Source organism: Sphaerisporangium sp. NPDC005288 (assembly GCF_040607475.1).
GTDB lineage: Bacteria > Actinomycetota > Actinomycetes > Streptosporangiales > Streptosporangiaceae > Sphaerisporangium > Sphaerisporangium rhizosphaerae.
Genome location: NZ_JBEXGT010000038.1, coordinates 78799 through 105494, shown reverse-complemented (window position 1 = coordinate 105494; position 26696 = coordinate 78799). Strand labels below are relative to the sequence as shown.

Below are 26696 nucleotides of genomic sequence, written 5' to 3'. Positions count from 1 at the left end.
GGATCCTCCAGGTCCATCGCCTCAGATGCCTGGATCACCGTACTCGTCACAGGTGTCTCCTTGATCAGGAGTTACACCGTTGGTCTTACAGTCCCACACCCGACGCAACCGGATCATGTGAGCGGCATGATTGCAGTCGTTGCCGACACAAGGAGTTCGAAGGTCCGATCGGTGAAGGAACGTCGGTGGACGACCTCGGCCCGGGGGCGTCTTCTGGGCGACCATCTGGGTGACAGCGACCACGGACGGGACCGGACACCGATGGACGGGCGTGGACCGTACGCCCAGATCAGGGCCGGTATCCGCCCTGGTCAGGTCCCTGCCCGCATCGCCTTACAAGCGAGGGGTCACTGGTTCGAACCCAGTAGCGCCCACCAGCCAAAACGCCCCGCTCCTGATCACAGAAACGGGGCGTGGGAGACAAGCTGGGAGACTACGGGTTTTCGGACATCGGGAAGATCCCGTCCATCGCCCTGGCCCCCTCCTGGATGACCGGGCTGATCTGGTGGCGATAGACCGTTTCGGTGACGACGGTGTTGGAGTGTCCCACCAGCCGGGAGATGTCCTCAATCGGGATGTCGTGGTCCGACAGCAGAGACACGAAGCTGTGCCGTAGCTCCCTGGGTGCCCAGTCCTTTCCGTTGAGTCCGGCATCGTCGAGCACCTTCCGGAAGTCACGGCGCATGTTGTGGGCGGTCACGGGGGAGCCGCTGCTGGTCGAGAAGATCAGTTCGCGCGTGCCGCTCTGGGCTTGGTGCAGGGTCTTCAGCGCCTCCACGCAGCGTCTGGGCAAGGCAAGGCTGCGGCGGGATCTTGGTGTCTTGGTGTCGCCCTTCTTGCGTACCGAGCGCCAGACGTAGATGGCGAAGTCGGTGTGGTCCCAGCCGGCCTCGCCGACCGGCCGCCACGTTTTGGCCTGCTGGTCGTAGGTGACGACGTGGCTCCAGGCGATCGCCCGTACTTCTTCGGTTCGCGCTCCGGACAGCAGTGAGACCACGATGTAGGCGCGGATGCGCGGTGGGGCGGCGTCGGCAGCTCGGAGAAGGGCGTCGGCTTGGGCGAGGGTCAGTGCCTTGGAGGGTCGGCCTGCTCGTCCTTCGGGTATCTCGCACAGTTCCACGACGTTGCGCTTGACCTTGTCGCGACGCATGGCGTTCTTCACCGAGCGGTTGAGGACGTTGTGGATCAGCTTGAGCGATCGGGTTGAGAGTTCGCCGGTTTTGCTCTGCAGCCATCGGTCCACGTCTTCCACGGACAGCTCGCGGAGCTTGCGGGCGCCCAGATGGGGGATCACATGGTTGCGGGCGTAGGTCTGGTACATCCTTATGGTCGATGTGTCACGTCCCTGAAGGCCGTTTTCCAGCCAGTAGACCACCGCGTCTTTCACGGTGTAGTTGGGCGGCGGGACGGGCTGGCCGTCCTTGTACTCCCGGATGATCTCTTTCAGTTTGTTCTTGGCTTCGGTCTTGGTCTTGCCGGTGGCCTTCTTCACGATGCGCTTCCCAGCGGCGGTGTAGCCGACCGTTATCGCCGCGACCCAGCGTTGACGGGCCTCCTCCCAGAACACGCTGCCGTCTCCAGGGCTGCGTCGGGTGGTCATGAGTTCTGCGCCTCCTGTTCCAGAAGCGCGATGTAGTCGGTGATGGCTGAGGAGGGGATGAGCCGGGTGCGGCCCTGGGTGACCGAGCGGAGCCGCCCGGCCCTGATCAGTAGAGCGCGATCGCCGCGCGGACGTCCGGATCGAGGATCGGTGGCGGTGCGGCCGGCACGGCGTCGTCGGGTGAGCGTGTAGGAGCAGGCCCTGCTGCGGTTCTTGAGGCGGGCGCATGGTCGGCCGTCCGCTCGGTGGCGGTGGGGCGGCCGTCACGCAGGAGGCGGATCAGCAGCTCGAAGGAGCCGACCGCGTTACGACGGGCTCTGCGCCGAAGGACGGCCCGGAATCGGATGACTGGAAGAAGGCCCAGCGGCAGAGGACGGCCCTGGGTGCGGTACCGCCCTCTGCCAACAGGTTGTGCGGAGTTATGCGACTTTCGTCTGCAGGTCATCGGTGTCGGCCCGGATTTCGGCCGTCACGATGGCCGAATCCGTGGCAGCGTCCGGTTCAGCGGCGGTGCCAGGCGCCGACGACCGGTCCAAGGAGCGGGCGTTCACGTCGGCTGCGCCCGGTGTCGGTTCGGACATGTCGAGGGACGGGTCGTCGTGCTCGTCGTGCGTTTCCGGTGCGGTGGACGCCGCCTCGGATCCGGCGTCCTCGGTGGTGGTCTCGTCGGGGAGATCGTCGGAGGGGTTGTCACCGCGGTAGGGGACGCCGTTGGCGACGGCCTTTTCGATCGGGCTGGGCTCGTAGCCGTGTGAGGCGCCGATCTCGGTGATGAACCGCAGCCAGATGCCGGCGTCGGTTCGGGTGCAGGGGGAGTACTTGTCCTCGCGCCAGGTGTTGCGCCGTTCGCCGTCTCCGGTGATCTCGCGTTCGTAGGCGGTCGCGATCGGGGCCAGGGCGATCATCCACAGGCCCTGCTGGCTGCTCTTGGCGACGTTCAGGGCGGTAGGGCTGCCGAAGGTCTCGAACAGCTGCGAATGGCGGGCGCCGGCCAGTGCGCGGCACAACGGTTCTGGCATGGTGACGAGCTGCTCGGTCACGAAGCGGGCGATGGTGGCCGCGACGTTCTTGGGTGGGGTCTTGTGCGCCAGGAACTCGCGCAACCACTGCTGGCGCACCGTGGCGGCGGCGGCCCACGCCTTGTTCCCCTCGACCACGATCCTGCGCTCGACGGTGGGCTTCACCGCCTGCGTGGTGGGCGCGGGTTCCGCCGGGGGCGGCGGGCTGGTGGTGCCGGTCTCGGCGAACACGTGGCCGTAGCGTTCCGGGTCGAGGCAGTACTGGTTGGGGGATGCGCCTATCCAGGGGGCGAGCCAGGCGCCCCGGCCCGGGCAGGTGGCGTGCGCGTCGGTGTCCATCTTCTGGTCGCCGTTCAGCAGGTGGCCCAGCGGCACGGCGCCGTCCGGCCTGTCGTCGGTGACCGTGACTCCGGCGGCCTCCAGGTCGGCGATCATCTTCGCGCGGCGCGTTTTGGCCTCGCGTTCGTCCAGCAGGCGTTGCACGGTGTACTTCAGCGGCCCGTACCACCTGCGGTGGATGGCCTCCAGCGCCTCGGGGTCGTCCTCGAACGGCTTGAGCAGCGCGAGTTCCTCCAGCGTCCACTCGTAGTCCATCCCCGCGGCGAGCTGCTTGGCCGCGCCGCCCAGACCGCCGGCCCGCACGCCGGCCTTGACCTCGCGGGAGGACAGGCCGGTCACCCTGCGGATCTCGGTCCGGGTCATCCCGGCCTGGGCAGCCGAGAACAGCGCTTGCGCCTCCTCGTGCACCGACAGGCTGGTGCGGAACCTGCTGGTGATCAGCATGTGCAGGTACTGCAGGCCCTCGTCGTCGGCGGTGTCGGTGGAGAAGAAGTACGGCACGGCCGGCAGACCGACCTTCAGCGCGGCATCCAGGCGGACGTTGCCGTCCACCACCCGGTACCCGCCGTCCGGCTCGACGGTGATCTCCAAAGGGGTGATGATCCCGGCTGCGGCCACCGACCGGCAGAACTCCTCACTGGCCTGCCGGTCTTCGCGGACGTTGCCGGGGTGGGCCACCAGCAGTTCGACCGGGATCATCGGCCGCTCGGTATAGACGGGTTCCGCACCTCGCGGGCCCTCACCTTCAGAAGCGGGTGCGGCCGGGATGTCGACATCGGCGACCGTGACATCCACGATGTCGGGACTGACGGCCACTTCGTTCATGCGCCCTCCACAGGCTCTTGGAGCCGGGCCGAAACGACCGCCACTGTCTCTCGCGGCGGCCGGGGGACACGAGGTCCGGTCCCTGCCCGGCTCGAGACCCCTGCGACGCACGTCGCCGGGAACGCAACCCGGCGGTCCCGGCACGGCCAAGATGTTGTCCGACGAAGGAGGAGAAGATCTGTGGCCGTACCGGGGCGAGCGCAGCGAGAGCCGGTTGCGGGCGCGGCAAGGGCGTCGCAGCCTCACAAGCCGGGCAGGGGACCTGGGCTCACCGGCGCATGCTCTGGCCGGCGGGATCGGAAGGGACATTGCCGGGGAACTCCGATGACGGCGGGTTCCCCTGCTCCGAGCTGAGGTTCCGGTCATCGCGCGAGACGATCAGCGGCTGCCGGTGAATCACGGCGAAGACGGGAGTCGAGGGACCGACGAAGGCGCCGGTGATGTTGAAGCCGATGTACTCCTCGGCCTCCTCCTCATCCATGCCCCAGCCCATGAGGACCCGGACACAAAGCGACAGGTCGTACAAGGCGACGACCCGCCGGGAGTTGCCGAACCAGCCTTCGGCCGTGCCGATCAGCGCGTCCTCCAGGCCATCGGCCAGCAGTGCTTCGCCGTCGCTGCACTCGGCCAGTCGCTTGCGGATGTGGTCGAAGGAGAGGTCAGTCATGCGCCCCTCCGCCTTTACGTCGGCGGCGGGATCGATGTCCCTGGCCACCGGCGCATCCCTGCGGAGCGAGAGCCAATGGCAAGCCGCTTCTGATGTCGAAGGGCTGCCCGGTCATCACCGCAGCTTTGAGCTGTTCCCGCCGGGGCGAGGGAGTGAAACAGCCGGACCCTCCGGTGACCGGCCACGGCCCAGCACACCCGGTGCACCGGGCCGCGCTGGAGCTCTCGACGGTGGATCGATGGATTCGCTACACCATGACCGCGAGCGTCGTCCTGCTGGACGTGATCGCAGCCGTGGTCTCCTACAAGCACATGTACCAGCTGGTACTCCGTCACGGTGAGAGTGCGTGGAGCGCGGCACTGACTCCGTTGTCGGTGGACGGCATTCTCAACGACGACTGAATCCTGGCTCTGGCACTTATTTCGTGATCTTCCGGCGGGCGGTGCCTGACTTGCTGATCATGCCCGGGTGACGAGCTCCGACTTACTCACGGTTCTCTTCCCCCACCTGTCCTGCCTGCAGATCGACCAGGTGGCCCGGTCGGGGAGATCGATACGGATCCGAGCCAGAACCCGCACCTCACAAGGCGGCATGCCCGCAGTGCGGGACGATCTCCCGGCGAGTACACAGCAGCTACGAGCGGCGGGTGTGCGACACCGCGGTCAGCGGCCAACAGACCCTCCTGTGCCTGCGGGTGCTGCGGTTTTGGTGCGGCAACCACGTCTGCGGCAAGAAGACCTTCGCCGAGCAGGTTCCCGGGCTGACCGTCCGCTACGGCCGCCATAGCGTGCAACTGCAGCGACTGCTGCAGACGATCGGCCTGGCGCTGGGCGGCCGAGCCGGAGCCCGCCTCACCCAGCACCCGGCCCGCAGGTGCTGGGAGTGGACGACTTCGCCCTGCGCCGCGGTCACACCTACGGCATGATCCTGATCGACATCACCACCAGCCGGCCGATCGACATGCTCCCCGAATGGTCATCGCAGGCACTCGCCGGCTGGTTGAGCCAACATCCCGATGTGCAGGTCGTCTGCCGAGACCGGGCCGGCTGCTACGCCGACGGCGCCACCCGCGGCGCGCCACAGGCGACCCAGGTCGCCGACCGCTGGCACATGTGGCGCAACCTCGCAGACGCCGTCGAGCGCACCATCACCAAGCACCGCTCCAACCTACGTGGCCTCGCCCCCGTCACCCCGCCCTCCGACATTCACCTGCCGAACTCCACCGCCGTGCAGCCGACGCTCCAGGCCCAGGACACCGAACGGCGAGTCGGCCGTCTGGCCGATCGGACCCGCCACCGGCATCCCCAGGTCCACCAGCTACTCGCCCAGGGACTCGACCTGCGAGCCATCGCCCGTGAGCTCCGCCTGGCCCGCAACACCGTTCGCCGGTTCGCCCGCGCGAGCGACCCCGAAGAACAACTGGTGAACAACGGCACCGGCAAACGTCCTCGGGCGGTGGAGGAGTTCGCCGTCTACCTGCACCACCGCTGGGAGCAGGGCTGCACCAACGCCGAACAGCTCTACCAGGAGATCAAAGCCCTGGGCTACCGAGGTAAACCCACCACGCTGGGCCAATACCTGCAGCCGTGGAGATCCCAGGTCACCATCGCCCTGCCGCCACCGCCGCCGCCTACCGTCCGGCAAGCGACCGGATGGTTCCTGCGCAACCCCGACACCCTCGACACCGGCGAGCGTGAGCAGCTACAGGCTTTGATCGCAGCCTGCCCGGTCCTGGCCGCTCTCCGCAATCACATCCGGGCCTTCGCCCATATGATGCTGCGGCTCGGTGGCGACCACCTCGAGCAGTGGATTAACAGCGTCCAGGCCTCCGAGCTGCCGGAGCTGCATTCTTTCGTCACGGGGCTGCGGCGCGACTTCGACGCCGCCAAAGCCGGTCTAACCCTGCCTTACAGCTCAGGGAAGGTCGAAGGCCACGTCAACCGCATCAAGATGCTCAAACGCCAGATGTACGGCCGCGCCAACCCCGACCTCGTACGCAAACGCGTCCTCCTCGCCGACTGAAGAGGGTCACTTCACGAAATCAGTGCCAGAGCCAGGATTCAGCCGTCGTCGAGATTCCGCAGGCACTGGCCACCCGGCTGGCGGCTCATCTCACCGGAGGGATCGTGATCAGTATTGGTTCGGTGCCGGACAGGGGACCGACCCAGGCCTGTTCGCCCCATCGCCTCTGACGCCCTCGATCATCTCTCTGAGACGCTCACCTCGCTAACCCGTGATCAACACGCGGCCCGTTTCTGCCGTATTCCGGTGGCACCCCTAGATGGTCGAACCGGCGGTGCAGGTCACGGCGCCGCCCGCGGAAGCCGGGGAACGGCGCCGCCGCGGCAGCCCGGCGATGTCGCTGGCGCTGACAACCCGGGGCGCGGCGGCCGGCGGCTCGCTTGGCCGGGACGTGGCCGGGCCGGGGGCGGAGGTACCAGCTGACGTGGTGTGCGTGCTGTCGGGAGCGCTGGGCTGCTGACCCGGCGCGTACATCGCACTCGGCGCCAGCAGCACACGACCTCTCCACAACGGCCCACTTCTCCCGCACGTTGAACCATGCGGCCTTCTACTGCACTCTCATCTCTCGCCGCTCTTTGTCCCTCGTCGGCGCGGGCGGACCCATACCTGGCCAGGACCCGATCAGGCCGGCTCGAGCTCGATCAGCTGCACGTCGCGCCGCGCGGCCCGTCGTACAGCCCGCTGGAGACCGTGCGCGAGGACCGGCTGCTGGCCCGCGACCTCGGCCTCCGCATCGCCGTCCACGTCGCCAGCGGTCCCCTCGCCGAACACCCCGTCCCCAGGCCTGGACGACCAGGTGGGCTCGCTGCGTCCCGGCAAACACGCCGACCTGGTCCTCCTGCGCACCGACGCCGTCAACCTCTCCGGCGCCCGCCGCGACCCCGTCGCCAGCGTCGTCACCGCCGCCCACCCCGGCAACGTCGACACCGTCCTCGTCGCCGGCACCGTGGTGAAACGCGACGGCCGCCTCCTCACCCCGCACACCTCCGCCACGACCGCCGCGCACCACGCCGCCGACCGCCTGTCCGCGTCCCTCCGGGAATTCGGGGATCCGGCGCGATGACGCACCGCACCGCGCCGTCCGTCCCTGGTCCGCTCAGACGCGGCCCGCGCCGATCCTCTTCAGCCACTGGTCGCAGTTGCCGCACGCCCTGCGCGCCTGCCACTTGTCCTCGGACCAGTTGTAGGTCTCGGCGTGGAAGAACAACTTGCCGCGCGGGATCTGGCTCACCAGCGTGTAGGTGGTGGTGAGCAGGTACTGGTTCATCGCGTCCACCTCGGCGCACGCGTCCGTGCCCCAGTCCTCGCGCTGCTTGGTCGCGCCGACGAGTTCGGCCATGAGCGCGTGCTGCTGCTCGGCGCGGGTGTAGCCGCCGCTGTGTCCGACGTAGGTGACGCCTCCCACCGTGTCGGCCATCCCGACGACCACGGTGCCGATGTTGTTCCCGACGCCGCTGTAGCCGTTGCGCGTCCGGACCGCCACATCGCGAGCACTCTGGATCATCCGGTCCGTGGCCTTCTTGGCGGCCGCCTCGTTCGCCGCCCGGACCTCCTCGTCGTGCTTGTCCGAGTAGAACAGGAAGCCGCCGTAGTCGTTGGTGAGTAGCCACTCGATGAATTCGGCACGCGCCGTCCCCTCCGCGACCTTATTGACCTTGACGGCGGTCTCCAGGGCGCGCAACCGCTTCTCCACCGCCTCGGCGTACGGCTTGACCTCGTCCCTGATCGTCAGCGGCCTGATGTACCTGGCTAGGTCGGTACGCGCCTGGTAGGCCCAGTCCCCGACCCCGGTGGCAGGCACCAGCTCGTCGAAGGGATTGTGCGTGGTGTGCGTCTGCTCGGCCATCTCGTCCTCGTCTCCACGTGTTCTCGAAGCCCGGCCAATCCTGTCGCCCCCCGATCGACAAGCGATTGGAGAACAATGGCCAACGAATCGAACTCCCGTCCCAGGTGAAGGCGCTTTTTTTGCTTCCCTCAAACGGTCTGTCCGTAATCGGTGACATGTCATCGCGGCCGCCTCGGACAGTGACATGCCTGTGGCCATCCCAAGGGCCGAGAAGACGCTTTCCGGCACGACGGAAAACGGGTTTCGCCGTGTCACGGGAATGCCACCGCAGTGGACTGGCCCACCGGCCCGGACGGCATCGCGACCACCACCAAGACCGCGCTCGCTTGTCCAGCGCGAGCCGATCCAGCCGGAAGAACCGCTCCAGCTCAGCCGGGGAGGGCTCCACCAGGAACCGGCCGGTACGGACCGATGTTGATCCCGCCGATGAACACCGCCGGTGAACACCGCCAGCGAGTACCGCCCCAGCTTGTCCTTGATCTCGGGTCGTACGGAGCGCGCAGCCGGTTCCATCTGGCGCTGCTGCTGGCCGATGCCGATGCTAAGTCTGTCAGCGCTCCGTCTCTGCGACCCAGTCACACCAGTAACGATCTACGGCTGGAGTACTGGTCGCGGCCCCCTCAAGGCATGCAGGCGGCAAAGCAAACACGGCTTAGGCGGCCGCAGTGTCCCCGCCGCGGCGCGACAAGGCAGTGATTAAGGCCCTCCGCTGGGTCGGCTCGGGTTCGGTGAACCGTTGATCTTGCCGCCTGGTGGGTGATATAGGTGGATTGGTGCGACTCCAAGGTGCGGCGGTAACAGCCCGCCGGTTCCACCCGTAGTGGTGGGACGACTCGGTGTGATTCCGGGCCACGCGGTGACACCCCGCCACCTCTCGGGCCCTGCCCACGGCCCCTGATTCTTCATGCGGCGAGGACCGTCCTCCCGCTGTCGAGAGGTGGTGTCGGATGTTCACCGGACATATCCAGGAAGTCGGAACGGTGGTGGCCGTCGACCAAGCTCGTATCGCGGTCAGAGCGCCCAAGACCGCCGCGAGCGCGTCGGCTTCGATCTGCCTGAACGGTGTCGGGCTGATAGTCGTCCAGATCGAGCACGAGACGGACGTACTGGAAGCCAGGCTTACGGCGGAGACCCGCCGCAGATCGACCCTCGACCAGATTCAGCCCGGCACGCGGGTCAACGTGGAGGCGCCTTTGGTGCTGGGCGACTCGCTGGGTGGTCACCTGGTCCAGGGCGCCGTGAATGCCGTGGGCAAGGTCGTGAGAGTCGACGACGAGGGCGCCACACGGCGGCTGTGGATTAAGCCGCCTGAGCGTTTCCTGCCGCTGGTCGTCCCGAAGGGGCAGATCGCGGTCGATGGTGTCAGCCTTACCGTCGCCGAGGCGTCCCGCGACCGGTTCTCGGTGGCGCTGATCCCCACGACATTGCAGGCCACCGCGTTGTCGGAGCTGTCGGCCGGCGACCGTGTGAATCTGGAGCCCGACCTGCTCACCCGCCTGGTACGGCGCTGGCCGTCCAACCCGGGACAGGCGGTGACCGAAGTGATCGCGGCGCTGCCATGGGCGGGACGGGTCTCGGGCGGGCAAGGCGTGCAGAAGGCGGTGACACAGCTCGCGTCCGGAGGAGCCGTGGTGATCTGGGATCCCGACCGGGAAGGGGAGGGCGACGTGGTGTTCGCGGGGGCGCGGTTGCGCCCGGAGGCGTTCACCTTCCTGCTCACCCAGGTCTGCGGCCATCCCACCGTGCCGTGCGCCCCCGAGGTTCTCGACCGTCTGGAGATCGGGCCCATCCCCGGACCCGGTGATCGGCATGGCACCCGGCCTCACGTCCCGGTGGACCTGGCCACCGGGACCGGAACCGGGGTGTCGGCGGCCGAACGCGCCGCGACCGTCCGCCGCCTGGCTCACCCGGAGTCCAGACCGTCCGACTTCCTCCGGCCCGGACATGTCTTCCCGCTGACCGCACGCCCTGGAGGGCTCGCCGAGCGCGCCGGTCACACCGAGGCCACTGTCGCCATGTGCGTGGCGGCCGGGCTAGCGCCGGTCGGAGTGTGCTGCGAGGTCATGAACCCCGACGGAACCATGGCGAAGGCAGCGGAGCTGGAGGTGGCCGCGCTGCGCTGGGGCCTGCCTCTGCTCGACGTGGACGACGTGAGGAAGAACCTGTGATCACGGCGGGCCGCGACCTCTACGACGATCCCCGCTTTTTCGAAGGCTACCGCCGGCTCAGGAATTGCGGCGCCGGGATCAATGACGCCATCGAGATCCCGGCCATGAGCCGGATGCTCCCTCCCGTAGCAGGCGCCGCCGTCATCGATCTGGGCTGCGGGGCAGGGACACTCGCCCGTCGGCTGGCCGACGCGGGAGCGGCGCACGTCTTGGGGGTGGACTCCTCGCAGCGGATGCTGGCGCTGGCCACCCCGCATCCGCGAGTCCGCTACCTGCACGCTGACCTGGACGAGCTCACGCTGCCCGTCCGCTGCGCCGACCTGGTCGTCAGCAGCCTCGTCCTGCACTACGTTGCCGACTACCCGGGGTTGGTCCGGCGCGTCGCGCACTGGCTGCGGCCGGGTGGACGATTCGTATGCTCGATCGAACACCCCATCTGTACGGCCACCGATCCGATGACCGGATGGCGGCAAACCGGCGAGGGCACGGTCTGGCCGGTCGACGACTATGCCTCGGAAGGGCTTCGGACCCAGAACTGGATCATCGAGGGCGTGGAGAAACACCACAGGCGGATGGCCACGCTGATCGGCGGCCTGCTCGACGCCGGCCTGGAACTGACCGGTATCGACGAACCCGTTCCCGGTCCCGCCGCTCTCCACAGCCATCCTCACCTGGCTGAACATCTCAGACGCCCGCCGCTGCTGCTGCTGGGGGCCCGCCGCGGGCACGTCGATCTCACCGACGGAGAGGAGTGACGAGTGCCATGAACGCCAACCCGTACGAGACGATCGGCTTCGGCTACTCCCGCCACCGGCGCCCTGACCCCCGTATAGCCGCTCAGATCGAGCAGGCCTTGGGCTCCGCTACAACGGTGGTCAATGTAGGCGCCGGAACCGGCTCCTACGAGCCCCGCGATCGGCAGGTCACGGCCGTGGAGCCGGCCACGGTGATGATGCGCCAGCGTCCTCCCGGATCAGCGCCGGTCATCCAGGGATACGCCGAGTCCCTTCCGTTCCCTGACAAGTCGTTCGACGCCGCAATGGCCATCCTCACTGTCCACCACTGGACCGACGCGGCCGCCGGCCTCGCCGAATTGTGCCGGGTGTCCAGCCGGCAGATCGTCCTTACCTGGGACCCCGCCGTCACCGCACGATTCTGGCTGGTCGAGGAGTACCTGCCGGAGATCGCCGAAGCCGACGCCCGGCTCACCTCTCTCGACGTCGTCCAGACCTGGTTGCGGCGCGACGGCGCACGGGTGAGCATCGTCCCGGTGCCGGTGGCCGCCGACTGCGCCGATGGATTCCTGGGCGCGTACTGGCGACGCCCACACTGCTACCTCGACCCCCACATTCGCGCCGCCATCTCGGCCCTCGCGAACCTCGACCACAACCTTGTCGAGCGCGGAATGCGACGTCTCAAGGTCGACCTCGCCACCGGCCGCTGGCATGAACGTCACCAGGATCTCCTCGACGCCGACACCTTCGACCTCGGCTACCGCCTCGTCACGGCCCACTCACCCACCGCGCCGATCAGCCGGACATGAGCCGCGTCGCTGCCGTGCGGAGGGCCGGCGCCCAAGCGGACTCGCCGGCCTGGACAGCGGATCACATCGACGGGAACGGGGAACAGCCGCGCCGATCATTGACGCTTGGGCGCAACATCCGACTCGATGGTTCCTCCAGAACGACATGTTCGATTCGCTGCGCCGCCGGCGCGGCACGTCGATCCCGGCCGAGCAGCCACCGGTCTCGGCCACGCTCGCCGCCATGGACGCTGACGGCGTCGACCTCGCCCTGATCAGCGCCTGGTACGGCCCGGTTTGACGACTATGACACGTTGGTCAACGGCATCCCCAGTTGCCGGGTGGGGGCGTCGTCGGCCAGCCCGACCAGGGCGTGCGCTCCGGCCAGCCGCACCGCCGGGGAGTCATGGCCCAGTCGGCCGACGGCGGTGGCGAATCGGTTGTTGTGCAGCTTGGTCGCCTCGCGCTGCTCGGCCTGCTCAGCCTGCTCGGCCAGCACCTGCGCGGCCTCGGCGACCTTCTGCCGCCCTACCAGTTCGCCGGGCACATCTACGGCCAATCGGCTACGAGGACAAGACCGCGGCTGAGTTAGATGATCGGACTCCGGGCGAGCGGCTGGCCGATGCGCAGCTTCTGATGCTCCAGGCGATCTACCACGAGCTGCGCCACGGCCACGACCAGGCGGCCGCGCAGGGTGAGAGCTCCGGGGGCCGATACGGGCTGGGAATCGGCACATTGCAGGGTTGATGACCCCTGGCACCCTGATGGCGGGTTCGCGAAGCAGCAGGGAGCAGGAGCGCTCCGCCGCTCCGCCGCGGGCGCGTGGAAGGAGACAGCGATGACAGATCCCTGGAGACCCTCGATCAAGAGGGTGTACATCGAGTACCTCGGGCCGCCGTTTGCTCATGAGGTCGCGGCGATGGGCGCCGACGGGCTACCGAAAGCAGTCGTCAGCGCATTCGACGGCGCTCACGTGGCCGCCTTGGTAAGAGTCGCCAGTACGGCGGCGACGGCGGGCGGGTCGGGTGGTTCGCGCTAGGTGACGGCGAAGATCTGGCGGCGGAAGTTGGTCAGTTCGGTGGTGTGGATGTCAGGTCGGCGGTGGGCTTGGAGCGCGAGTCCGGGCAGGGTGGTGACGCCTTTGCCGGCGGCGACGAGGGCTTGCACGACGACCATGTCGTCTTGCACAGGCGGGACATGACGTCGAGTTCTACGTCCGGCCGGGCCGCGCGGCGACGTACGGAGACGCAGTGCACCTCGACCTGCTCGATACGCGGCGCCGGGTGTGGTGGCAGCGCGTCGTCGAAACGTGGCCGGTGCGCTACCGCGAGGCGCTGGAGCCGGACCACGACTTCGACCTGATCGTGCTCAGCGTGCCGCACCACCGCCGCGCGGAGGCGACGGCCTTGCTGTCCCCGCGTGTCGGCCAGGCCACGGTGCTGGTCTTCGGCAACGTCTGGACCGAGCCGCCGGCCGCGATCGGCGCACTCCCTGTCGACCAGATCGCCTGGGGCTTTCCCCAGGCCGGTGGCGGTTTCGGCGCGGACGGCGTGCTCCGTGGGGCTCTGCTGCCGTCGGTCATCTTCGGCACCCTCGGCCGACCCCCCACCGACCGGGAGCAGGCCGTACGCCAGGCGTTTCGTGAGGCCGGGCTCCGGCTCAAGGAGCAGCCCGACTTCCGCGGCTGGCTGTGGGTCCATTTCGTGGCGAACGCCGGTCTGCACTCGCAGGGCCTGCGACTGGGTTCCCTGTCCAAGCTGGCCGGGGCAACGGGCGACCTACGCCAAGCGCTGCTGGCTGTCCGCGAGCTTCTGCCGCTCCTCAAGGCGCGAGGCCTTGACCTGCGACGTCACCGGCGCGGTGTGCTGCTGTTCCGGGCGCCCACCTGGCTGACGGCCCCCGCGCTCGCCTGGCTGACCGCTCATGTCGCACCCGTGCGCGTCAATTTTGCGGGCGCACTCCGACCCCGACGCCCAGGAGCCGCGTGAGGTCTGCCGCGACACCCTGACCGAAGCACGACGGTTGGGCATCTCGGTACCGCGACTGGAAGCGGCCGAACCGAACTTCGCCCGCGAGGGGACGGGTCGAGTCTGAATTCACCGATGTCGCCGGTCCCGGTGGTCCATTGCGGCTCCCTGGTCCGCCGCATCCCAGAACCAACCCGGTCGCACCGGTCGCCCAACCGCCCTTCACACACGGCTTTACGTGATCATCGACACCGTGGCCCGCATCGAAGCGTGGCCGGCCCGCCGCGGCCACACACCGGGCGCCCTGTTCCCCGCGCTGCCCACATGGACGGGCAGCAGGTCCGCAGCAACATCCTCGCTCAGCGCATCGCCCAGGCCGGCGCCTCGCACCGCACCGCACCCCGCACGACTTCCGCCGCACCCAGGTTGCTGCACGGAAGAGCGGTTTCTTGAAGTGATCCGAGCCTGATGCCCACGTTGAGCGGTCCCATGCAGCCGAGATGATCGCGGCCGCTCTTCCCGGCCTGGCCGTCGGAAAGGCCGCGGTTGACGCACACCATGCAGGTGTCTTAACATCAAGCATTCCAATTTTTGGAGTAATTGGAGCGTTATGACACAGACATCACCCCATGTGATCATCATCGGTGCGGGCACTGGCGGACTGTGCCTGGCGCAAGGACTGCGGCAGGCCGGGGCCAGTGTGGCCGTCTACGAACGTGACCGCACTCGCACCAACGGGTTGTTCGGTTTCCGGGTCGGTATCGACCCCGACGGCAGCCGGGCCCTGACCGCCTGCCTGCCCGCCGAGCTGTTCGAGGTTTTCTTGGCCACCAAGGCCGAGACCCCCCGGTTCTTCACCATCGCCACCGAGCGCGGGGCGGAGTTGCTGCGCATGGGTGACGGGGACAGCCCGGAGCCCGCCGACCCGATCGACAGCGAGAAGTCCATCAGCCGGATGACGCTGCGCCAGGTGTTGCTGACCGGCATCGAGGACGTAGTCCACTTCGGCAAGACCTTCACCCAATACGAGCGCGGTGACGACGGCACCGTCACGGCGCACTTCGCCGACGGCACCAGCACCCGGGGCGATGTGCTGGTCGGTGCCGACGGCAGCTCCTCCGGGGTGCGCCGGCAGTACCTGCCGCATGCCACGATGCAGCTCCTCGACGCCCAGTGCGTCACCGCCAAGCTGCCTCTGGACGAACAGACACGGCACCTGCTCACTCCCGAGATGCTGCGCGGGGTGACGCTGGTGAACGCGCCCAAAGGGTACGGCTGCATCATCCACGTGATGGAGTTCAAGTGGGACCGTGAGGGCCACCTCAAGCACGGTATCGGCGGCAACGACGGCGAACTGCTCCGCCGCTGGCCGGGCCTGAAATACGACAACACCCGCGACTACATCATGTGGGGGTGGTCGGCGCCCAGCCGCCTGCTGCCGGCCGGCTTCATGCGTCTGCCCGGCCCGGACCTGCAGCAGATCGTGCTGGAGCACACCACCGGCTGGCATCCCCGCTTCCGGGCGTTGTTCGCCGCGGCCGATGCGAGCACGGCCTTTCCGCTGCAGGTTCGCACCACCGCCCCCATCCGGCCGTGGCCGAGCACCAACGTCACACTGATCGGCGACGCCATCCACACGATGACCCCCGGCTTGGGCGTGGGCGCCAACACCGCGCTGCGCGACGCGGCGATCCTCGCCCGCCACTTGATCGCGGCCCACCGCGGCGAGCAGTCGTCCGTCGAGGCCGTGGCCGCCTACGAGAGGCAGATGCACGGCTACGCCTGGGACCTGGTGGCCAGGTCCAAGAAGCAGTTCGGCGGGGCCCTGCCGCTGGACAAGCCAGTGGTGGGCCGGGTGCTGCTGGCGGCGATGCGCACAGGGCTGCGCGCCTTCAACCACCTGCCCGCAGCCAAACGCCGCTGGCAGAAATCGATGGAAGACACCCGAGGGCACGGCCGCGTGCCCTCCGTAGATCAGGAGCGTCGATGATCGTGGTCACCGGAGCGACCGGCAGCGTCGGTCGGCACGTGGCGGCCGGGCTGCTGGCCCAGGGGCACAAGGTACGCGCGCTGACCCGCGACCCCTCACGAGCATCCATCCCCCGGGAGGCCGAGGTCGTCCGTGGAGACCTCGGCGAACCGGACGGGCTGGCCGACGCGCTGCGCGGTACACGCGCCGTCTACCTGATGGCGATGGGCGGCGCCCCGCAGCGCTTGGCCGAAGTCGCCGAGCGGTGCGGGGTGGAGCGCATCGTCGTGCTGTCCACCGGCGACGTGCTCGACGACGTCGAACGCCAACCGGACGCGGTCGCCGAGATACATGCGGCGTTCGAGCACGCCGTGGCGAGCACCGACATGCAGTGGACGTTCCTGCGCCCCAACGAGTTCGCCGGCAACAGCCTGCAATGGGCGCCGCAGATCAAAGCCGGCGACGTGGTACGCGCCCCACATCCACTGGCCCGTACCGCACCGATCCACGAGCGGGACATCGCCGCGGTCGCGGTCCGCGCGCTCACCCAGGAGGGTCACCAGGGCGCCACGTACGTCCTGACCGGCCCGCACGCCATCACCCACACCGACCAGCTCGACCTCATCGGCGCCACGATCGGGCGCACCCTGCGCATGGAAGAGATCCCCGCGGACCAAGCTCGCGAGCAGATGACCCGATACGCGCCTCCCGCGATCGTCGACGCCGTGCTCGGCCAGCTCGCCGCCGCGGTGCACCGACCACCGACGCTGACCGACACCGTCGAACGGGTCACCGGCCGGCCCCCGTACTCCTTCGCGGACTGGGCCCACGAGCACGCCGCCGACTTCCGCTAGCCACCCGCTACCCTGGCCTCCACCTCACCTGTCGATACCTGACGAACCCCGGGGGTTGGCGTTGTCCGGCGACACCACGCAAGGCGGTACCCACCAGCAGCTGGTCACCGAGCTCATGCGAGCCCTCACCGACCTGCAGACCGCCTCCGACCAGGTCGACCAAGCCGTCAGTACCGCCCTCGGGCTCAACCGCACCGACGCCCGCTGCCTGTCGTGCCTCATCACCCGCGGCCCCATGGCGGCGGGCGACCTCGCCACCACCGCCGGCATTGCCCCCACCGCGCTCACCTTCGCCATCGACCGGCTCACCCAAGCCGGCTACACACAACGGCAACGCGACCCCGCCGACCGCAGACGCGTCCTCATCACCGCCAGCGACAAGGCACAGCGCCTGGCGAACCAGATGTGGAGCCAAGCCATCACCGACACCCAGGACCAGCTGTCGAGATACACCGCCCAGGAGCTGCAGCTGCTGACCGACTTCATCACCGACCAGATCCAGCTCCAGCGACGCCAAGCACAGCGGCTCACCAAGGACATCTGAGCACGCTCCTACGCGACCCCGGCCGGAGAAAACAGCATGAGCCTGGACCCGACGGGGAAGGGCCGCAAGCGCTGGGTCACCCGGTGGAAAGCCGCGCTCAACGCCTTCGCCATCGCCTTCGAAGGCCGCCTGTCCCCAAACCCCCGATAGCGCCAATCAAGATCGAGTTACACCGTTCACTGGGCTCTGTCTCGTAATCGGTGGTGGCGCTCAGTGATCTTCAGTGCAGGAGAATGCGGTGGCGCAGGAGGTCGAACCCAGCGCGGCCGTGCATCTGCCGCATGATTCTCTTCGTTCGAGTGTTGACGCCCTCGGTTCGGCCGTTGTGATGGGGTAAGGCGAGGCCGGCGTTCACGGCCTCGCGGTCGAGCTCGAGGCCGTTGGCGAAGCCGTGCAGGTGAGGCAGGTTGGCGGCCCGGGCGTCGGCGAGCCAGGCGGCGAGCTTGGCGTCGTTTCCTGCGGCCGGGGACAGGAGTTCGGCGAAGTCACGGACCAGACGGGCGAGGTCGGCCAGTTCGGGGCACGCACCCAGGAGTTCCTGCAGCAACGTGGTGTCGTCCTCGCGCAGCTTGTCGGGGCGGGTGAGCAGGAGCCGAGCCAGACGGCGGGATGTGATGACGGGCCGATCGCCCTCGGCCCGGCCTTGGGAGAGGTAGCGGTAGAGCAGGTTGAGGCTGCCGGTGTACCCGAGTTTCTTGATCTCACCGAACAGCTTGAGGACCGGGACGGCCGGCTCGGTGGCGCGCCGCTGGCGCAGGTGATCGCGGTAGGGATCGACGAGGGTGGGCCGGTAGCGCGGAGCGCGGCGCAGTGCCTCGGGCTGGCGGGTGCGGGCGTAGCGCTTGACGGTGTTGAGGGACAGATTGAGTCGGCGGGCGCATTTCAGCAGGCCAACTCCCTTGCCTAGCAGGTCGTGGATCTGCTGCCAGCGCTCGCGTGTGGTCTGCTCCCGGGCGCCGGCGGGACGGGCCGGGTTGACCGTGGCCCAGCAGGAGCTGTGGGAGCGGACCTCGGCGAGGGTCTTGTCGCACAGGTTCTTCCACAGGTGCCACCTGTCGCTGACCTGCGTCGCGTCGGGCAACGCCCGTCGTATCGCCTCGCCGTAGGCACCCGACCCGTCCCGGCAGACGATCTCCACCCCTGGGTGGGCACGCAGCCACGCCTCAAGGGCGTCGGCGCCACGGCCGGGGAGAACGTCGATGCGCTCGCCGGTGTCGGCGTCGGTCAAGATGGTGGCGTATCGGTGGCGGCGCTTGAGAGCGAAGTCATCGACCCCGAGCACGCGGGGAACCCGCGGTAGCGGCAGCGGCAACCGCATGAGCAGCCGCAGCGCGGTGGACCTCGACATCGCGACGTCCAGTGCCTGTGACAGACGAGCCCCCGCCCGACCCGCGAGCTCTCTGACCACGGCTCCCAGCCGGCCGGTGAGTCGGTTGGTGCGGCGCTGGTAGCGCTCCAGCAACCCCGGCACCTGTTCACGGAACGTCTGCCCTGAGCACCCCAGCGCCGGACAGACCAGGCGCCGTACTCTCACCGACACCACCACTGACCGCCCATCGACCGGGACGTCCGTGACCGTCCGGCCGCAGAAGCCGTGCACACGCGCCGTCGGCACTCCGCACACCGGGCACGGCACAGGCTCATCCCGAGTGCGGGCCATGACCCGAATGAGGTCGATGTCGTCCACCACATCCTCGATGACCAGGTCAGAACGCCCCGAGAACACCACACCCACCAGATCGTTGATCTTCAGCACGCCTCAGGCTGGCAGGCGATCACTAAGCGCCACCACCGATTACGAGACAGAGCCGTTCACACTGGACAGACCCGGGACGCGGCTGGCGGGTGGTAGGCCGTTCAGCGCGGTGTGGCCGCGGTGGTGATTGTAGGTTTGGAGCCAGTGTGGGAGCGCTTGGCGGCGTTCGGTTTCTGATCGGTAGGGGCGGGTGCGTTTGTGGATGATGCCGGCCGCGGTCAGGGTGTCGCGCCAGAGGCGGGAGCGGTAAGCCGAGCCGTTGTCTGTCATGACCCGGGTGCGACGCGTGGGCGGGCAACCTCCTCTGGCACGGTGACGGGGTCGTGCTCTCCGACCTCGACCAGGTCTGCCATGGACCGCGCGAGTGGGACTTGGTGCCCACTGCGGTGAACGCGCTAGGCTTCGGCCAGACGCCGCCTGAGCACCTACTGACGGCCTACGGCTTCGACGTGACAACCGCAGAGGCTTTCCCGCTACTGCGACAGGCACGCGAACTCGTCATGCTAACCGGTGTCCTGCCCGCGCTGGCCAGCCGGCCGTCCATCGCCGGGGAGTTCCGTCGCCGTATCGCCAACTTGTGCGGATCGGGCTCGGACCGATGGGCTCCATACAGGTAGCTGCCGGCATAGCGCAAAGTTACGCAGCGTGGTAGCCGAGGGATGCGCTGCCTGTGCGAGGAGCAGGGGCTCGGCTCCCGCGGCCCGAACGAGCGGTCGTCGCTCGACTGGGAGAGCGGACATCCTCAAGGAGCGACTGCTTCTGGTGTGCCGGCCCTTCCAGACCAGCCAAGTGAAGGCGGGTTTCGTCGCCCACACTCACTGATCCACGGCGGGGAGGCCTTCGAGGGTTCTGGCGCGGTCGATCATGTCTTGCATGGTTTTCAGGGTTTCATCCGAGAGACCGGCGGCGCGCAAGGCGACCTCTTTGACTGCGTCGTCCGTCAGCGCCAGGTCCACTTTGGTGGCGGGGGCGGTGGAGTTGCCGGTGTCTTCGTCGTCGAAGAAGTACAGGACCGAGACGCCGAAGAATGCCGCGAGGGCGGCGAGGTGGCGTTTGGTGGGGTTGTCCTTGATGCCCTTGCGTAGCTGCCATACGTAGGCCTGTGAGATGACCTTCTCGCCAGCGGCGGCGTTAATCGCGTCGGCGACTTCGACGTTGGTGTAGGGCTTGCCGCCCTTGGGGTGGACCGTCTGGAACAGGTGCTCCAGGCGACGGGCCAGAGGGCCGGGGTCGGAAGGCGTGGCGCTCATCGGTGGTCCCACTCCCTCGGGTGTGTGGTCGGGTGTCGCGGCGCTGGACGCGCTCGGCGTAGACCATGGTACTGATCAACGAGGATACGTATACGTGGGTATATCTTAGCCGGTCATGCGAGCGCCTGCGATGAAGGTCTGGTACCGGTAGGTGCCTGGGGCCATGGAGTCGAAGCGGAGCTTCGCGCCGGTGAACGGCGCATTGAAGAAGCGCTGGTCGCCCGCCGGCAGTGCCGGGAACAGCCCATCCTGGTAGGTCGAGGTACCGATCAGGATCGCCCTGGACCGCGAGTAGTCGGGGCGTTCAGCGCTCATCGCGCTCTCGGAGGACCTCCTCCAGGAGCGGCAGCACACCAGCGTCGTTGATCCGCTGCACGTCGAGTTTCACGCTTCCCGACGGGGAGGTCACCGTGATGGTCACATCGGCGCGGCGGGTCTGCAGCCATACCGTAAGCGCCTTGGCCAATGCGACCCCCGCGCCACCTGAACCGAGCGCCACCGCGAGCATGTCGAACGCCCCGCCCAACTCGCCCTCACGGGGCGGCCGCTGTATCAGACGCACCATACCGGTCAACGCTCGCTGGCCGCCGAGCCAGTCCTGTAGCGCGGTGAACTCGACGGCGTCATCGCCGCCAGACACGCGGATGTGCGCCTCCATCGGGTACCTCCACCCGTAGGCTCTCGCCCAGCCGGGTGGAGAGATGACCCTGCTAGAGCCGCCCCGTCGGCATGCATAAATCTTTTCAGGAAATAGCTTTTCTGTGAAGCAACTTGGTCTCATGAGCATTACCGGCCCCGCGCAGCGCCCAGGATCGCCGCGGATTCACCTCATGAAAGCTGATCGGCCCACCCGAGCATCTGCCCGCGGCCGATGACAGCCTTGCCGACTGGATCGAGCGGTACCTCGACCTGGCGGTCCGCGGTGTCCGCTCAGACGAGGTCGCGGGCAAGATCGCGCGGCATCTGGAGCGGTTCCGCACCTGGTTCCATGCCGGGATCGGGCACGACCGCATCTCAGCGATCACCGCCCGCGAGGTGAGCGCCTGGCGCGACCACCTCGCCGCCCACGGTCAGAGTAACCAGCAGGATAGCGACGTCGCCGTAGCGGGCATGGCGCCGGCGACGGTCAACAACCATCTGGCCTACCTGTCGGCGCTGTTCACCTGGATCGCCGCGCACGCCCCCGCCGGGCTGCTGCCCGAGGGAGATCCGACCAAGCGGGTCGACCTGCTGCGCCTGCCCGCCCCCGAAGTCCTCGCCCTGGCCAGCGGGCAGGTACGGACCGTCAAAAACGTCCTGGACCGCATCGAGACCTACCACCAGCTCACCGGCCGCCGACACCGCGGCGGGCCCACCGCCCTGCACCGGCATGCCCGGCCGCTGCGCGACCGCGCGATCGTCCACGTAATCCTCGGCACCGGTCTGCGCCGCGCCGACATCGCCGGCATGGACCTTGCCCAACGGCGGCGCCCTCGGCTTCACCGCGGGCGGCCTCATCAGCGGGCCTACCAACTACAGCTTCCGGATCGTCGCGGCCAACGGTGGGCTGGAGGCCGCGCCCTCCACTCCGGCCAGGGTCCGGCAGCAGTACCTCGCCGCATCTCCGAAGCTGACCGACAAGGAACTGATGGAGCTTCGCAAACGGGTCAAGGAGGCCGGTTACCTCTTCAAGCGGCTTCCGGACTCGGCGTTCGGCGTCCGGCCACAGAACGCCGGTGATTGCCAGTGCCTGCAGGGAGCGCGGCCGTGACGAAACACCACACGCCGTAGCGCGGCGCAGCACCGCGACTGCGGGAGTCGCGAACGTGCGGCTCCCGCGGTCCCTCGGTCTTGCCCGAGGGGCCGGCCGTGCGAGGGCATGCCACCATGAGCGGCAGGCGTATCTCGAGGAGGAACCATGATCACAACAGGGCGGTGGAAGCCCTTGTCGCGAGCGCCGAGATTACGTGATCTGGTATGCGCTGCGGTGGCGGTGGCGGTGTTGTCCGGATGCAGGAGCCAGGCGGTCAGCTGCGGGCCATGTGGGGGAAACGGGGTGCAGCTCACGGTGCATCAATCGATCCTGCGATCCGGCTACACCTATGAAGTGTGTGACACCCGTGGTCTCTGCCGGAAGAGGGATGTGGTCGTTCCTCCCTCGTCCCGCGCCCCCACTTCTGCCGGCAGGACGGCCACCCCGGCCGAAAGTCAGGTCGCCATCGCCCGCGTCGATTTTCCGGGAAAGGCCACCGACTACTCCCGCGTGCCGGTCCGCGCCGTCGTCAAGGACGGAAAGGGGCGGATCGTCGGCCGCGGACAGGCCACCTTCCCCGAATACCCGCCGATCAGGACCGAGGAGTGCACCTGTTACGAGGCGCTCGTACAGCTGGACGTCCATCCCAGTTCGTGACACCCGGCTCCGGGGTGACGCCGTGTGGACTCATCGGCCCGTGGTTGGTGGAGGTCTTCAGCGCATCCACGCAGTGTCCGGGCGGAGGCTGGGTTGCGTCCACGGAGGTGGTGTACGAGGTTCCGCTGGTAGTCAGCGTGGCGTCGTGAAATGAGGACGGCCATCGCGTGATCCTTCGGGTTGCTAGACCAAGATCGAAGGAGAAAGGCGATGGCCGTGGATAACTGTCTCGCCGCCATGGTCCGACGCCCCAGATCTCGCGAGAAGATCGAGGTCGAATCTGACGTACACCTGGCGGACCGCCGGCCCCGACAAGCGCCGATGGCTTCGAGAGGCCTTCGCTCAAGTCGGCTATGACCATCGCCATCTGTTCCCGGATCACGGGGACAACGACAAGTACGACCAGGCGACCAAACTTGGCAAGCGGATCCGAACCGCCCGAACCGCTGCTGAAGCAGAGCTGGTGGCGCAGGGGCACGACAAACAGGCATGGACCGAAGACGACTGGCACACGCTGGAAGAGATCGCACGACCGGACGGCCTGCGGCCCTGCGTGATCTTCACGTTTTCGAGTCCCAAGCGCCTACTTAGTGGTCGGCACATTAAGATGGCCAGCTCACCGGATTGGGTCCCTGTAGTGTCATGTGACGATCTCTTCTCTCTCACCTTCTCCGACAACTCGTGACGGCGGCCTGTGAGGCTGACAGGATGGTGGGGCCTTCGTCGTTAACTGCTATCAACGGCGCTTCCAAAGCGCACGCCACATAAGGTATCCGGGCCCGAACAGACAGGTCAGGCTGATCCCGAGGAAGAACAGCGGGCCAATGGGATCGAAATAACCCGGTCGGTGCACCACGACTCCGTGCCCTGTATCGAGAGCCGGCACGCGGGATCCTTCAGTCAGCTCAGGCGCATAGTAACCGTTGATCCATACCCTCGCCCGAGCTGTCTGGCCATCGTCGGATCTATAGGAGCCCCACCAGCGGCAGGGGCCGCGCCCCCTGCACTTCAATTCCTCGGCGACGAAGGACCCCATCGTGCCCTGGCGCAGGGCGGCGCGTGCCTCCCATTTGATGCCGTCAGAGGCGGCCAAACCGAAAACCACCGCGAACATCGTTGCTAGTGGCACAAGCAACCCAATGGCGATTACCAGGCATCCAGCACCGCAGCCGTTTCGCTCCTCCATGCCGCCGACTCCCGTCCGTGCGGAAAGGAAATGCCTGACCAGGGCAACGTAGGGTGAGGCGTCCAGGTTCCGCCGATTCTGACGGCGATGGTCCAACCTTCGCCGTGAATCATGTGGGAAGCTGCGCGGGACCGCATTGGATGATGCCTTCGTAGTTGCAGTTCTAGTTGCGGTCCTGTCCCGTACGACGCCGTTTCAGGTCGACCGGCGCAGGCCGTTGGTCCATGTGGGACTGATCGGGACGGGCAAGATCCGAGCTGCACAAGCCCTGCCGGCTGGTCTTGGCGACGGTCTGAGCGGCAGGGTCGCCGAAGGTCTGGAACAACTCCGAGTGGCGAGCTCCGGCCAGTGCCTGCGGGAAACGTTTATACCTACGTATATGAACTGGTCAACGGCAGACCGGTATCCCCGCTGACTGTGGGTCGACAACGTCAGCCGGCGGGTATTCGCCGATGCACGTCAGAGAGCAGGTTGTGCATGGCGCCGCGGAAGACCTCCGCCTGCAGCGGGCCGATGAAGGCGGTGTGCCCGAACACTTCCAGGACCACGAGGCCGTGCAGGTGGCCCCAGGCGCTGATGAAGAGGGCGGCGGCCTGCGGCGGAAGTCCGCCGACCGCTTCGGGCGGCAGCTGCTCGAAGCGGGCACGGAGTGCGAGGCTCAGTGGTGGAACCTCGGTGCGGGCCAGTTGCTCATCGGTGAACGCACCGAACAACTCTCGGCGGAAGACGGCCGCGATCCTGCGGGCACCGGCGGTCGTGCGGCCATCGGTGGGCGCCTGGTAGTCAAGCAGCGGTGTCCCGTAGATGAGCTGAAACCGTGCGGGGTTGTCGAGACCCCATCCCCGGAACGCTTCCGCGGCGGTGATGAACGTCGGCAGGTCGCCGTCCGGCGGTGCGGTGTCGAGCGCCGCTTGGACGGCGTCGGCGAGGTGGTGGTACGCCTCGGTGATCAGCGCTGTGGTCAGCTCATCGCGGCTGGGAAAGTAATGGTAGAGCGCCTGCACGGTCATCCCGAGGCTGCGGGCGACCGATCGCAGGGACAGGCCGGAGGGGCCGTGCAGCGCGATGTGCTCCTGCGCCGCGTCGAGGATCTCACGGGTGGCGGCGGCCCGCCGGCGCAGGCGCAGAGGTACCGGGCCGGCGTCAGGCGCCGTGGGCTCGTCCGTCATGCCGACACCGTACTGTCTGCCTGACACTGCTAAGCAAATCTGGCACTGCCAAATTCGGGCGAACGTCATTAGCGTCGGTCCCGGCCGCTTTCCACGGATCACCGGCTGTGCCACGGCCGGTGATCGAGAACCGAGGCCGCCCTTTTCCAAGGAGGAATCCGTGCACTTCACGGTCGTCAAGTTCACCGTCCGCCCCGAGCGGGACGCGGCATGGCTCTCGCTCGTCGAGGACATCACCCAGGCCACCCGGGCCGAGCCGGGCAATGTCTTGATCGAGTGGTTCAAGAGCGTGGACGACCCGCACCAGTACGTGGTGGTCGAGGGGTACGCCAGCCCCGAGACGGCCGAAGCGCACACGAACTCTGAGCACCTCAAAACGGCGATCGCCGAACTGCCGGACATGATCACCAGCACCCCTGAGATCATCGGCGCCCACATCGAGCAGGGCGGCTGGAGCCCGATGCCGGGTGCCGTCCCGCGCCAGCGGTAAGGAGGCGAAGCTTCTGGGACGGGAGCGTCCGCCCGCTGTCAGCCGCCCCGTTCCACATTCCCGACGTTCGCGTCGGAGACCAGAAAGGGCGCCACTCAGGTGGGGTCCCATCCCCAGCGGCAGCCGTCCGGTGCCGCCGTACAGCGCCTCCCGTCCGGGCCGTGGACGTCATGCGGTCAGCACCGGCCGGCGCTCACCCCGGAGCGATATCCCCTCACCACAAGGAGTCCTCATGGCCACTGGAGCCGCCGCGTCTCCTCCCGCCGGCCGTCCGTCCCCTTGGGCGGATCGGATCGGGCGCACGCTGATGGCCGTCGACGCGGCCGCGACACTCGTCGCGTTCGCGGGCGGGATCCTCATCATGACCAGCGTTTCCGACGACCGCGTCATCACCGAAGCCTGGCGGACGCTCGCCTACGTCGTCTTCGCGGGACTGTGGATCGTGCTCGCCGTCGCACCGCGCCGACAATGGGGACTGTGGGAGCTTCTGCTCTTCCACAAGGGCGCGATCACCGTCTACTGCTTCGTCATGTGGGACAAGCCCGACGCGGCACAGACCGCGTTCATCGACCTCTTCGTCCTGGTGACGACCGCGGTGGCGTACGTGCTCTGCCGCGGCTGGACCAGTTGGCGGACCGGTGCCGCCGAGCCGGCCCGCGGGGGACTGTAAGACGAACGGCTCTGTCGCAGATGCACTGGACAGACCCCACCCCGGCTGCCCGCCGTGCCGCGGTCCCGTTCGAAGCACTCGCCGTGTTCTTCGCGAACGTGAGAGTAGCCGGCCGATCGCTCTACGGTCGTGCCGGCTCAATGAGTGAAAGTTGCAGCCGGTGGGCCGCCGTCGGTGCAGTTGGGGTCGCTTGGCCCGTCACGTGCGGCCCGCTCGCTTGACCGGAGGCAGGGGACTCGATCACGCTCCGCTGACCCTGTGCGTCCCGCGCACGCGACTTTCGAGGAGTTCGGATGCCTGGCTTGCTCCGCCGTCGGCGGGCCGTCGTGGCGCTGTTCGCCGCCACGGCCCTGGCCGCTACGGTGATCAGCGCCGTGACGGTCGATTCGGCATCGGCGGCTACTACCGCGACCGTGAATGTTAGCGCTAACAATACTCGGGGTG

The 26696-nt window shown here is 67.9% G+C and carries 28 protein-coding genes and 3 pseudogenes; 16 read left to right on the top strand and 15 right to left on the bottom strand.

Going from position 1 to position 26696, the window contains the following annotated elements; genetic code table 11:
• Positions 1–433 precede the first annotated feature (433 nt).
• The 3 genes from ABZU32_RS30275 to ABZU32_RS30265 all read right to left on the bottom strand — a co-directional run bounded on the left by ABZU32_RS30275 (position 434) and on the right by ABZU32_RS30265 (position 4450).
• Positions 434–1600, bottom strand: a complete 1167-nt coding sequence (locus ABZU32_RS30275; protein ID WP_354927365.1) for a tyrosine-type recombinase/integrase — start codon at positions 1598–1600, stop codon at positions 434–436.
• 419 nt (positions 1601–2019) lie between these two features.
• Positions 2020–3783, bottom strand: a complete 1764-nt coding sequence (locus tag ABZU32_RS30270) for a ParB/RepB/Spo0J family partition protein (RefSeq protein WP_354927363.1) — start codon at positions 3781–3783, stop codon at positions 2020–2022.
• Positions 3784–4051: 268 nt separating this feature from the next.
• Positions 4052–4450, bottom strand: coding sequence for a hypothetical protein (locus tag ABZU32_RS30265; RefSeq protein WP_354927361.1), 399 nt, complete (start codon positions 4448–4450; stop codon positions 4052–4054).
• Between the two features lie 230 nt (positions 4451–4680).
• On the opposite strand from ABZU32_RS30265, the gene ABZU32_RS30260 reads away from it, so the two are divergent.
• From ABZU32_RS30260 to ABZU32_RS30250, 3 genes and pseudogenes are all read left to right on the top strand, one after another.
• A complete protein-coding gene (locus tag ABZU32_RS30260; RefSeq protein ID WP_354927359.1) occupies positions 4681–4851 on the top strand; it encodes a DUF2637 domain-containing protein in 171 nt (56 codons plus the stop codon).
• A gap of 197 nt (positions 4852–5048) precedes the next feature.
• Positions 5049–5375 (top strand): annotated as a pseudogene (locus ABZU32_RS30255) (hypothetical protein); the annotation flags it as partial.
• Positions 5333–6472 carry a transposase gene (locus ABZU32_RS30250; RefSeq protein ID WP_354927357.1) on the top strand — a complete coding sequence of 380 codons (1140 nt, stop codon included), beginning with the start codon at positions 5333–5335 and terminating at the stop codon, positions 6470–6472. The pseudogene ABZU32_RS30255 and the gene ABZU32_RS30250, both read left to right, overlap by 43 nt.
• A 621-nt stretch (positions 6473–7093) precedes the next feature.
• Here the strand turns inward: ABZU32_RS30250 and ABZU32_RS30245 are convergent.
• The gene (locus ABZU32_RS30245) at positions 7094–7243 is read right to left on the bottom strand and encodes a hypothetical protein (protein ID WP_354927355.1); all 150 of its coding nucleotides are present in this window, start codon (positions 7241–7243) and stop codon (positions 7094–7096) included.
• 13 nt (positions 7244–7256) lie between these two features.
• On the opposite strand from ABZU32_RS30245, the gene ABZU32_RS30240 reads away from it, so the two are divergent.
• Positions 7257–7535 (top strand): amidohydrolase family protein, encoded by a 279-nt coding sequence (locus tag ABZU32_RS30240; RefSeq protein WP_354927371.1) that lies wholly within the window; start codon positions 7257–7259, stop codon positions 7533–7535.
• Positions 7536–7568: 33 nt separating this feature from the next.
• Here ABZU32_RS30240 and ABZU32_RS30235 read toward each other — a convergent pair whose 3' ends face one another.
• The gene (locus ABZU32_RS30235; protein WP_354927353.1) at positions 7569–8318 is read right to left on the bottom strand and encodes a hypothetical protein; all 750 of its coding nucleotides are present in this window, start codon (positions 8316–8318) and stop codon (positions 7569–7571) included.
• Between the two features lie 947 nt (positions 8319–9265).
• On the opposite strand from ABZU32_RS30235, the gene ABZU32_RS30230 reads away from it, so the two are divergent.
• The 4 genes from ABZU32_RS30230 to ABZU32_RS30215 all read left to right on the top strand — a co-directional run bounded on the left by ABZU32_RS30230 (position 9266) and on the right by ABZU32_RS30215 (position 12309).
• Complete coding sequence (locus ABZU32_RS30230; protein ID WP_354927351.1) at positions 9266–10486, top strand: riboflavin synthase; 1221 nt, start codon at positions 9266–9268, stop codon at positions 10484–10486.
• Positions 10483–11241, top strand: a complete 759-nt coding sequence (locus ABZU32_RS30225; protein ID WP_354927349.1) for a methyltransferase domain-containing protein — start codon at positions 10483–10485, stop codon at positions 11239–11241. The genes ABZU32_RS30230 and ABZU32_RS30225 overlap by 4 nt, the downstream gene beginning before the upstream one ends.
• 8 nt (positions 11242–11249) lie before the next feature.
• Entirely contained in the window at positions 11250–12029 is a 780-nt protein-coding gene (locus tag ABZU32_RS30220; RefSeq protein ID WP_354927348.1) for a class I SAM-dependent methyltransferase, read from the top strand.
• Between the two features lie 145 nt (positions 12030–12174).
• A complete protein-coding gene (locus ABZU32_RS30215; protein ID WP_354927346.1) occupies positions 12175–12309 on the top strand; it encodes a hypothetical protein in 135 nt (44 codons plus the stop codon).
• Between the two features lie 3 nt (positions 12310–12312).
• Here the strand turns inward: ABZU32_RS30215 and ABZU32_RS30210 are convergent, their stop codons facing one another.
• Together ABZU32_RS30210 and ABZU32_RS30205 are read right to left on the bottom strand one after the other, a co-directional pair.
• Positions 12313–12567 carry a hypothetical protein gene (locus tag ABZU32_RS30210; RefSeq protein WP_354927344.1) on the bottom strand — a complete coding sequence of 85 codons (255 nt, stop codon included), beginning with the start codon at positions 12565–12567 and terminating at the stop codon, positions 12313–12315.
• Positions 12568–13043: 476 nt separating this feature from the next.
• On the bottom strand, positions 13044–13196 hold the full coding sequence (locus ABZU32_RS30205) for a hypothetical protein (RefSeq protein WP_354927342.1): 153 nt from the start codon (positions 13194–13196) through the stop codon (positions 13044–13046).
• Positions 13197–13243: 47 nt separating this feature from the next.
• Between ABZU32_RS30205 and ABZU32_RS30200 the strand changes: the two are divergent.
• The 4 genes and pseudogenes from ABZU32_RS30200 to ABZU32_RS30185 form a co-directional block, all read left to right on the top strand.
• Positions 13244–13996, top strand: a pseudogene (locus ABZU32_RS30200) (ketopantoate reductase); the annotation flags it as partial.
• 589 nt (positions 13997–14585) lie between these two features.
• A complete protein-coding gene (locus ABZU32_RS30195) occupies positions 14586–15965 on the top strand; it encodes an NAD(P)/FAD-dependent oxidoreductase (protein ID WP_354927340.1) in 1380 nt (459 codons plus the stop codon).
• On the top strand, positions 15962–16798 hold the full coding sequence (locus ABZU32_RS30190; RefSeq protein WP_354927338.1) for an NAD(P)H-binding protein: 837 nt from the start codon (positions 15962–15964) through the stop codon (positions 16796–16798). The genes ABZU32_RS30195 and ABZU32_RS30190 overlap by 4 nt, the downstream gene beginning before the upstream one ends.
• Before the next feature lie 61 nt (positions 16799–16859).
• The gene (locus tag ABZU32_RS30185; RefSeq protein WP_354927336.1) at positions 16860–17342 is read left to right on the top strand and encodes a MarR family transcriptional regulator; all 483 of its coding nucleotides are present in this window, start codon (positions 16860–16862) and stop codon (positions 17340–17342) included.
• A gap of 220 nt (positions 17343–17562) precedes the next feature.
• Here the strand turns inward: ABZU32_RS30185 and ABZU32_RS30180 are convergent, their stop codons facing one another.
• The 6 genes and pseudogenes from ABZU32_RS30180 to ABZU32_RS30155 form a co-directional block, all read right to left on the bottom strand.
• The gene (locus ABZU32_RS30180) at positions 17563–19068 is read right to left on the bottom strand and encodes an ISL3 family transposase (protein ID WP_354927369.1); all 1506 of its coding nucleotides are present in this window, start codon (positions 19066–19068) and stop codon (positions 17563–17565) included.
• Positions 19069–19137: 69 nt separating this feature from the next.
• Positions 19138–19374: pseudogene (locus ABZU32_RS30175) on the bottom strand (integrase core domain-containing protein); the annotation flags it as partial.
• Between the two features lie 539 nt (positions 19375–19913).
• Positions 19914–20348 (bottom strand): helix-turn-helix domain-containing protein, encoded by a 435-nt coding sequence (locus ABZU32_RS30170; protein WP_354927334.1) that lies wholly within the window; start codon positions 20346–20348, stop codon positions 19914–19916.
• A 105-nt stretch (positions 20349–20453) separates the two neighbouring features.
• On the bottom strand, positions 20454–20663 hold the full coding sequence (locus ABZU32_RS30165; protein ID WP_354927332.1) for a hypothetical protein: 210 nt from the start codon (positions 20661–20663) through the stop codon (positions 20454–20456).
• Positions 20653–21006: a hypothetical protein gene (locus ABZU32_RS30160; protein ID WP_354927330.1), complete on the bottom strand. Its 354-nt coding sequence runs from the start codon at positions 21004–21006 to the stop codon at positions 20653–20655. The genes ABZU32_RS30165 and ABZU32_RS30160 overlap by 11 nt, the downstream gene beginning before the upstream one ends.
• A 356-nt stretch (positions 21007–21362) precedes the next feature.
• Entirely contained in the window at positions 21363–21809 is a 447-nt protein-coding gene (locus ABZU32_RS30155) for a hypothetical protein (protein WP_354927328.1), read from the bottom strand.
• Here ABZU32_RS30155 and ABZU32_RS30150 point away from each other — a divergent pair.
• Positions 21802–22098, top strand: coding sequence for a hypothetical protein (locus ABZU32_RS30150; RefSeq protein WP_354927326.1), 297 nt, complete (start codon positions 21802–21804; stop codon positions 22096–22098). The two genes, ABZU32_RS30155 and ABZU32_RS30150, sit on opposite strands and share 8 nt — an antisense overlap.
• Positions 22099–22383: 285 nt before the next feature.
• Complete coding sequence (locus tag ABZU32_RS30145) at positions 22384–22737, top strand: hypothetical protein (RefSeq protein ID WP_354927324.1); 354 nt, start codon at positions 22384–22386, stop codon at positions 22735–22737.
• A gap of 736 nt (positions 22738–23473) precedes the next feature.
• Here ABZU32_RS30145 and ABZU32_RS30140 read toward each other — a convergent pair.
• Together ABZU32_RS30140 and ABZU32_RS30135 are read right to left on the bottom strand one after the other, a co-directional pair.
• Positions 23474–23923, bottom strand: coding sequence for a hypothetical protein (locus tag ABZU32_RS30140; RefSeq protein ID WP_354927322.1), 450 nt, complete (start codon positions 23921–23923; stop codon positions 23474–23476).
• A 431-nt stretch (positions 23924–24354) separates the two neighbouring features.
• Positions 24355–25092 carry a TetR/AcrR family transcriptional regulator gene (locus tag ABZU32_RS30135; RefSeq protein ID WP_354927320.1) on the bottom strand — a complete coding sequence of 246 codons (738 nt, stop codon included), beginning with the start codon at positions 25090–25092 and terminating at the stop codon, positions 24355–24357.
• Between the two features lie 160 nt (positions 25093–25252).
• Here ABZU32_RS30135 and ABZU32_RS30130 point away from each other — a divergent pair, with 160 nt between their 5' ends.
• Positions 25253–25582: a putative quinol monooxygenase gene (locus ABZU32_RS30130; RefSeq protein ID WP_354927318.1), complete on the top strand. Its 330-nt coding sequence runs from the start codon at positions 25253–25255 to the stop codon at positions 25580–25582.
• Positions 25583–25814: 232 nt separating this feature from the next.
• A complete protein-coding gene (locus tag ABZU32_RS30125) occupies positions 25815–26252 on the top strand; it encodes a hypothetical protein (RefSeq protein WP_354927316.1) in 438 nt (145 codons plus the stop codon).
• Positions 26253–26696 lie beyond the last annotated feature (444 nt).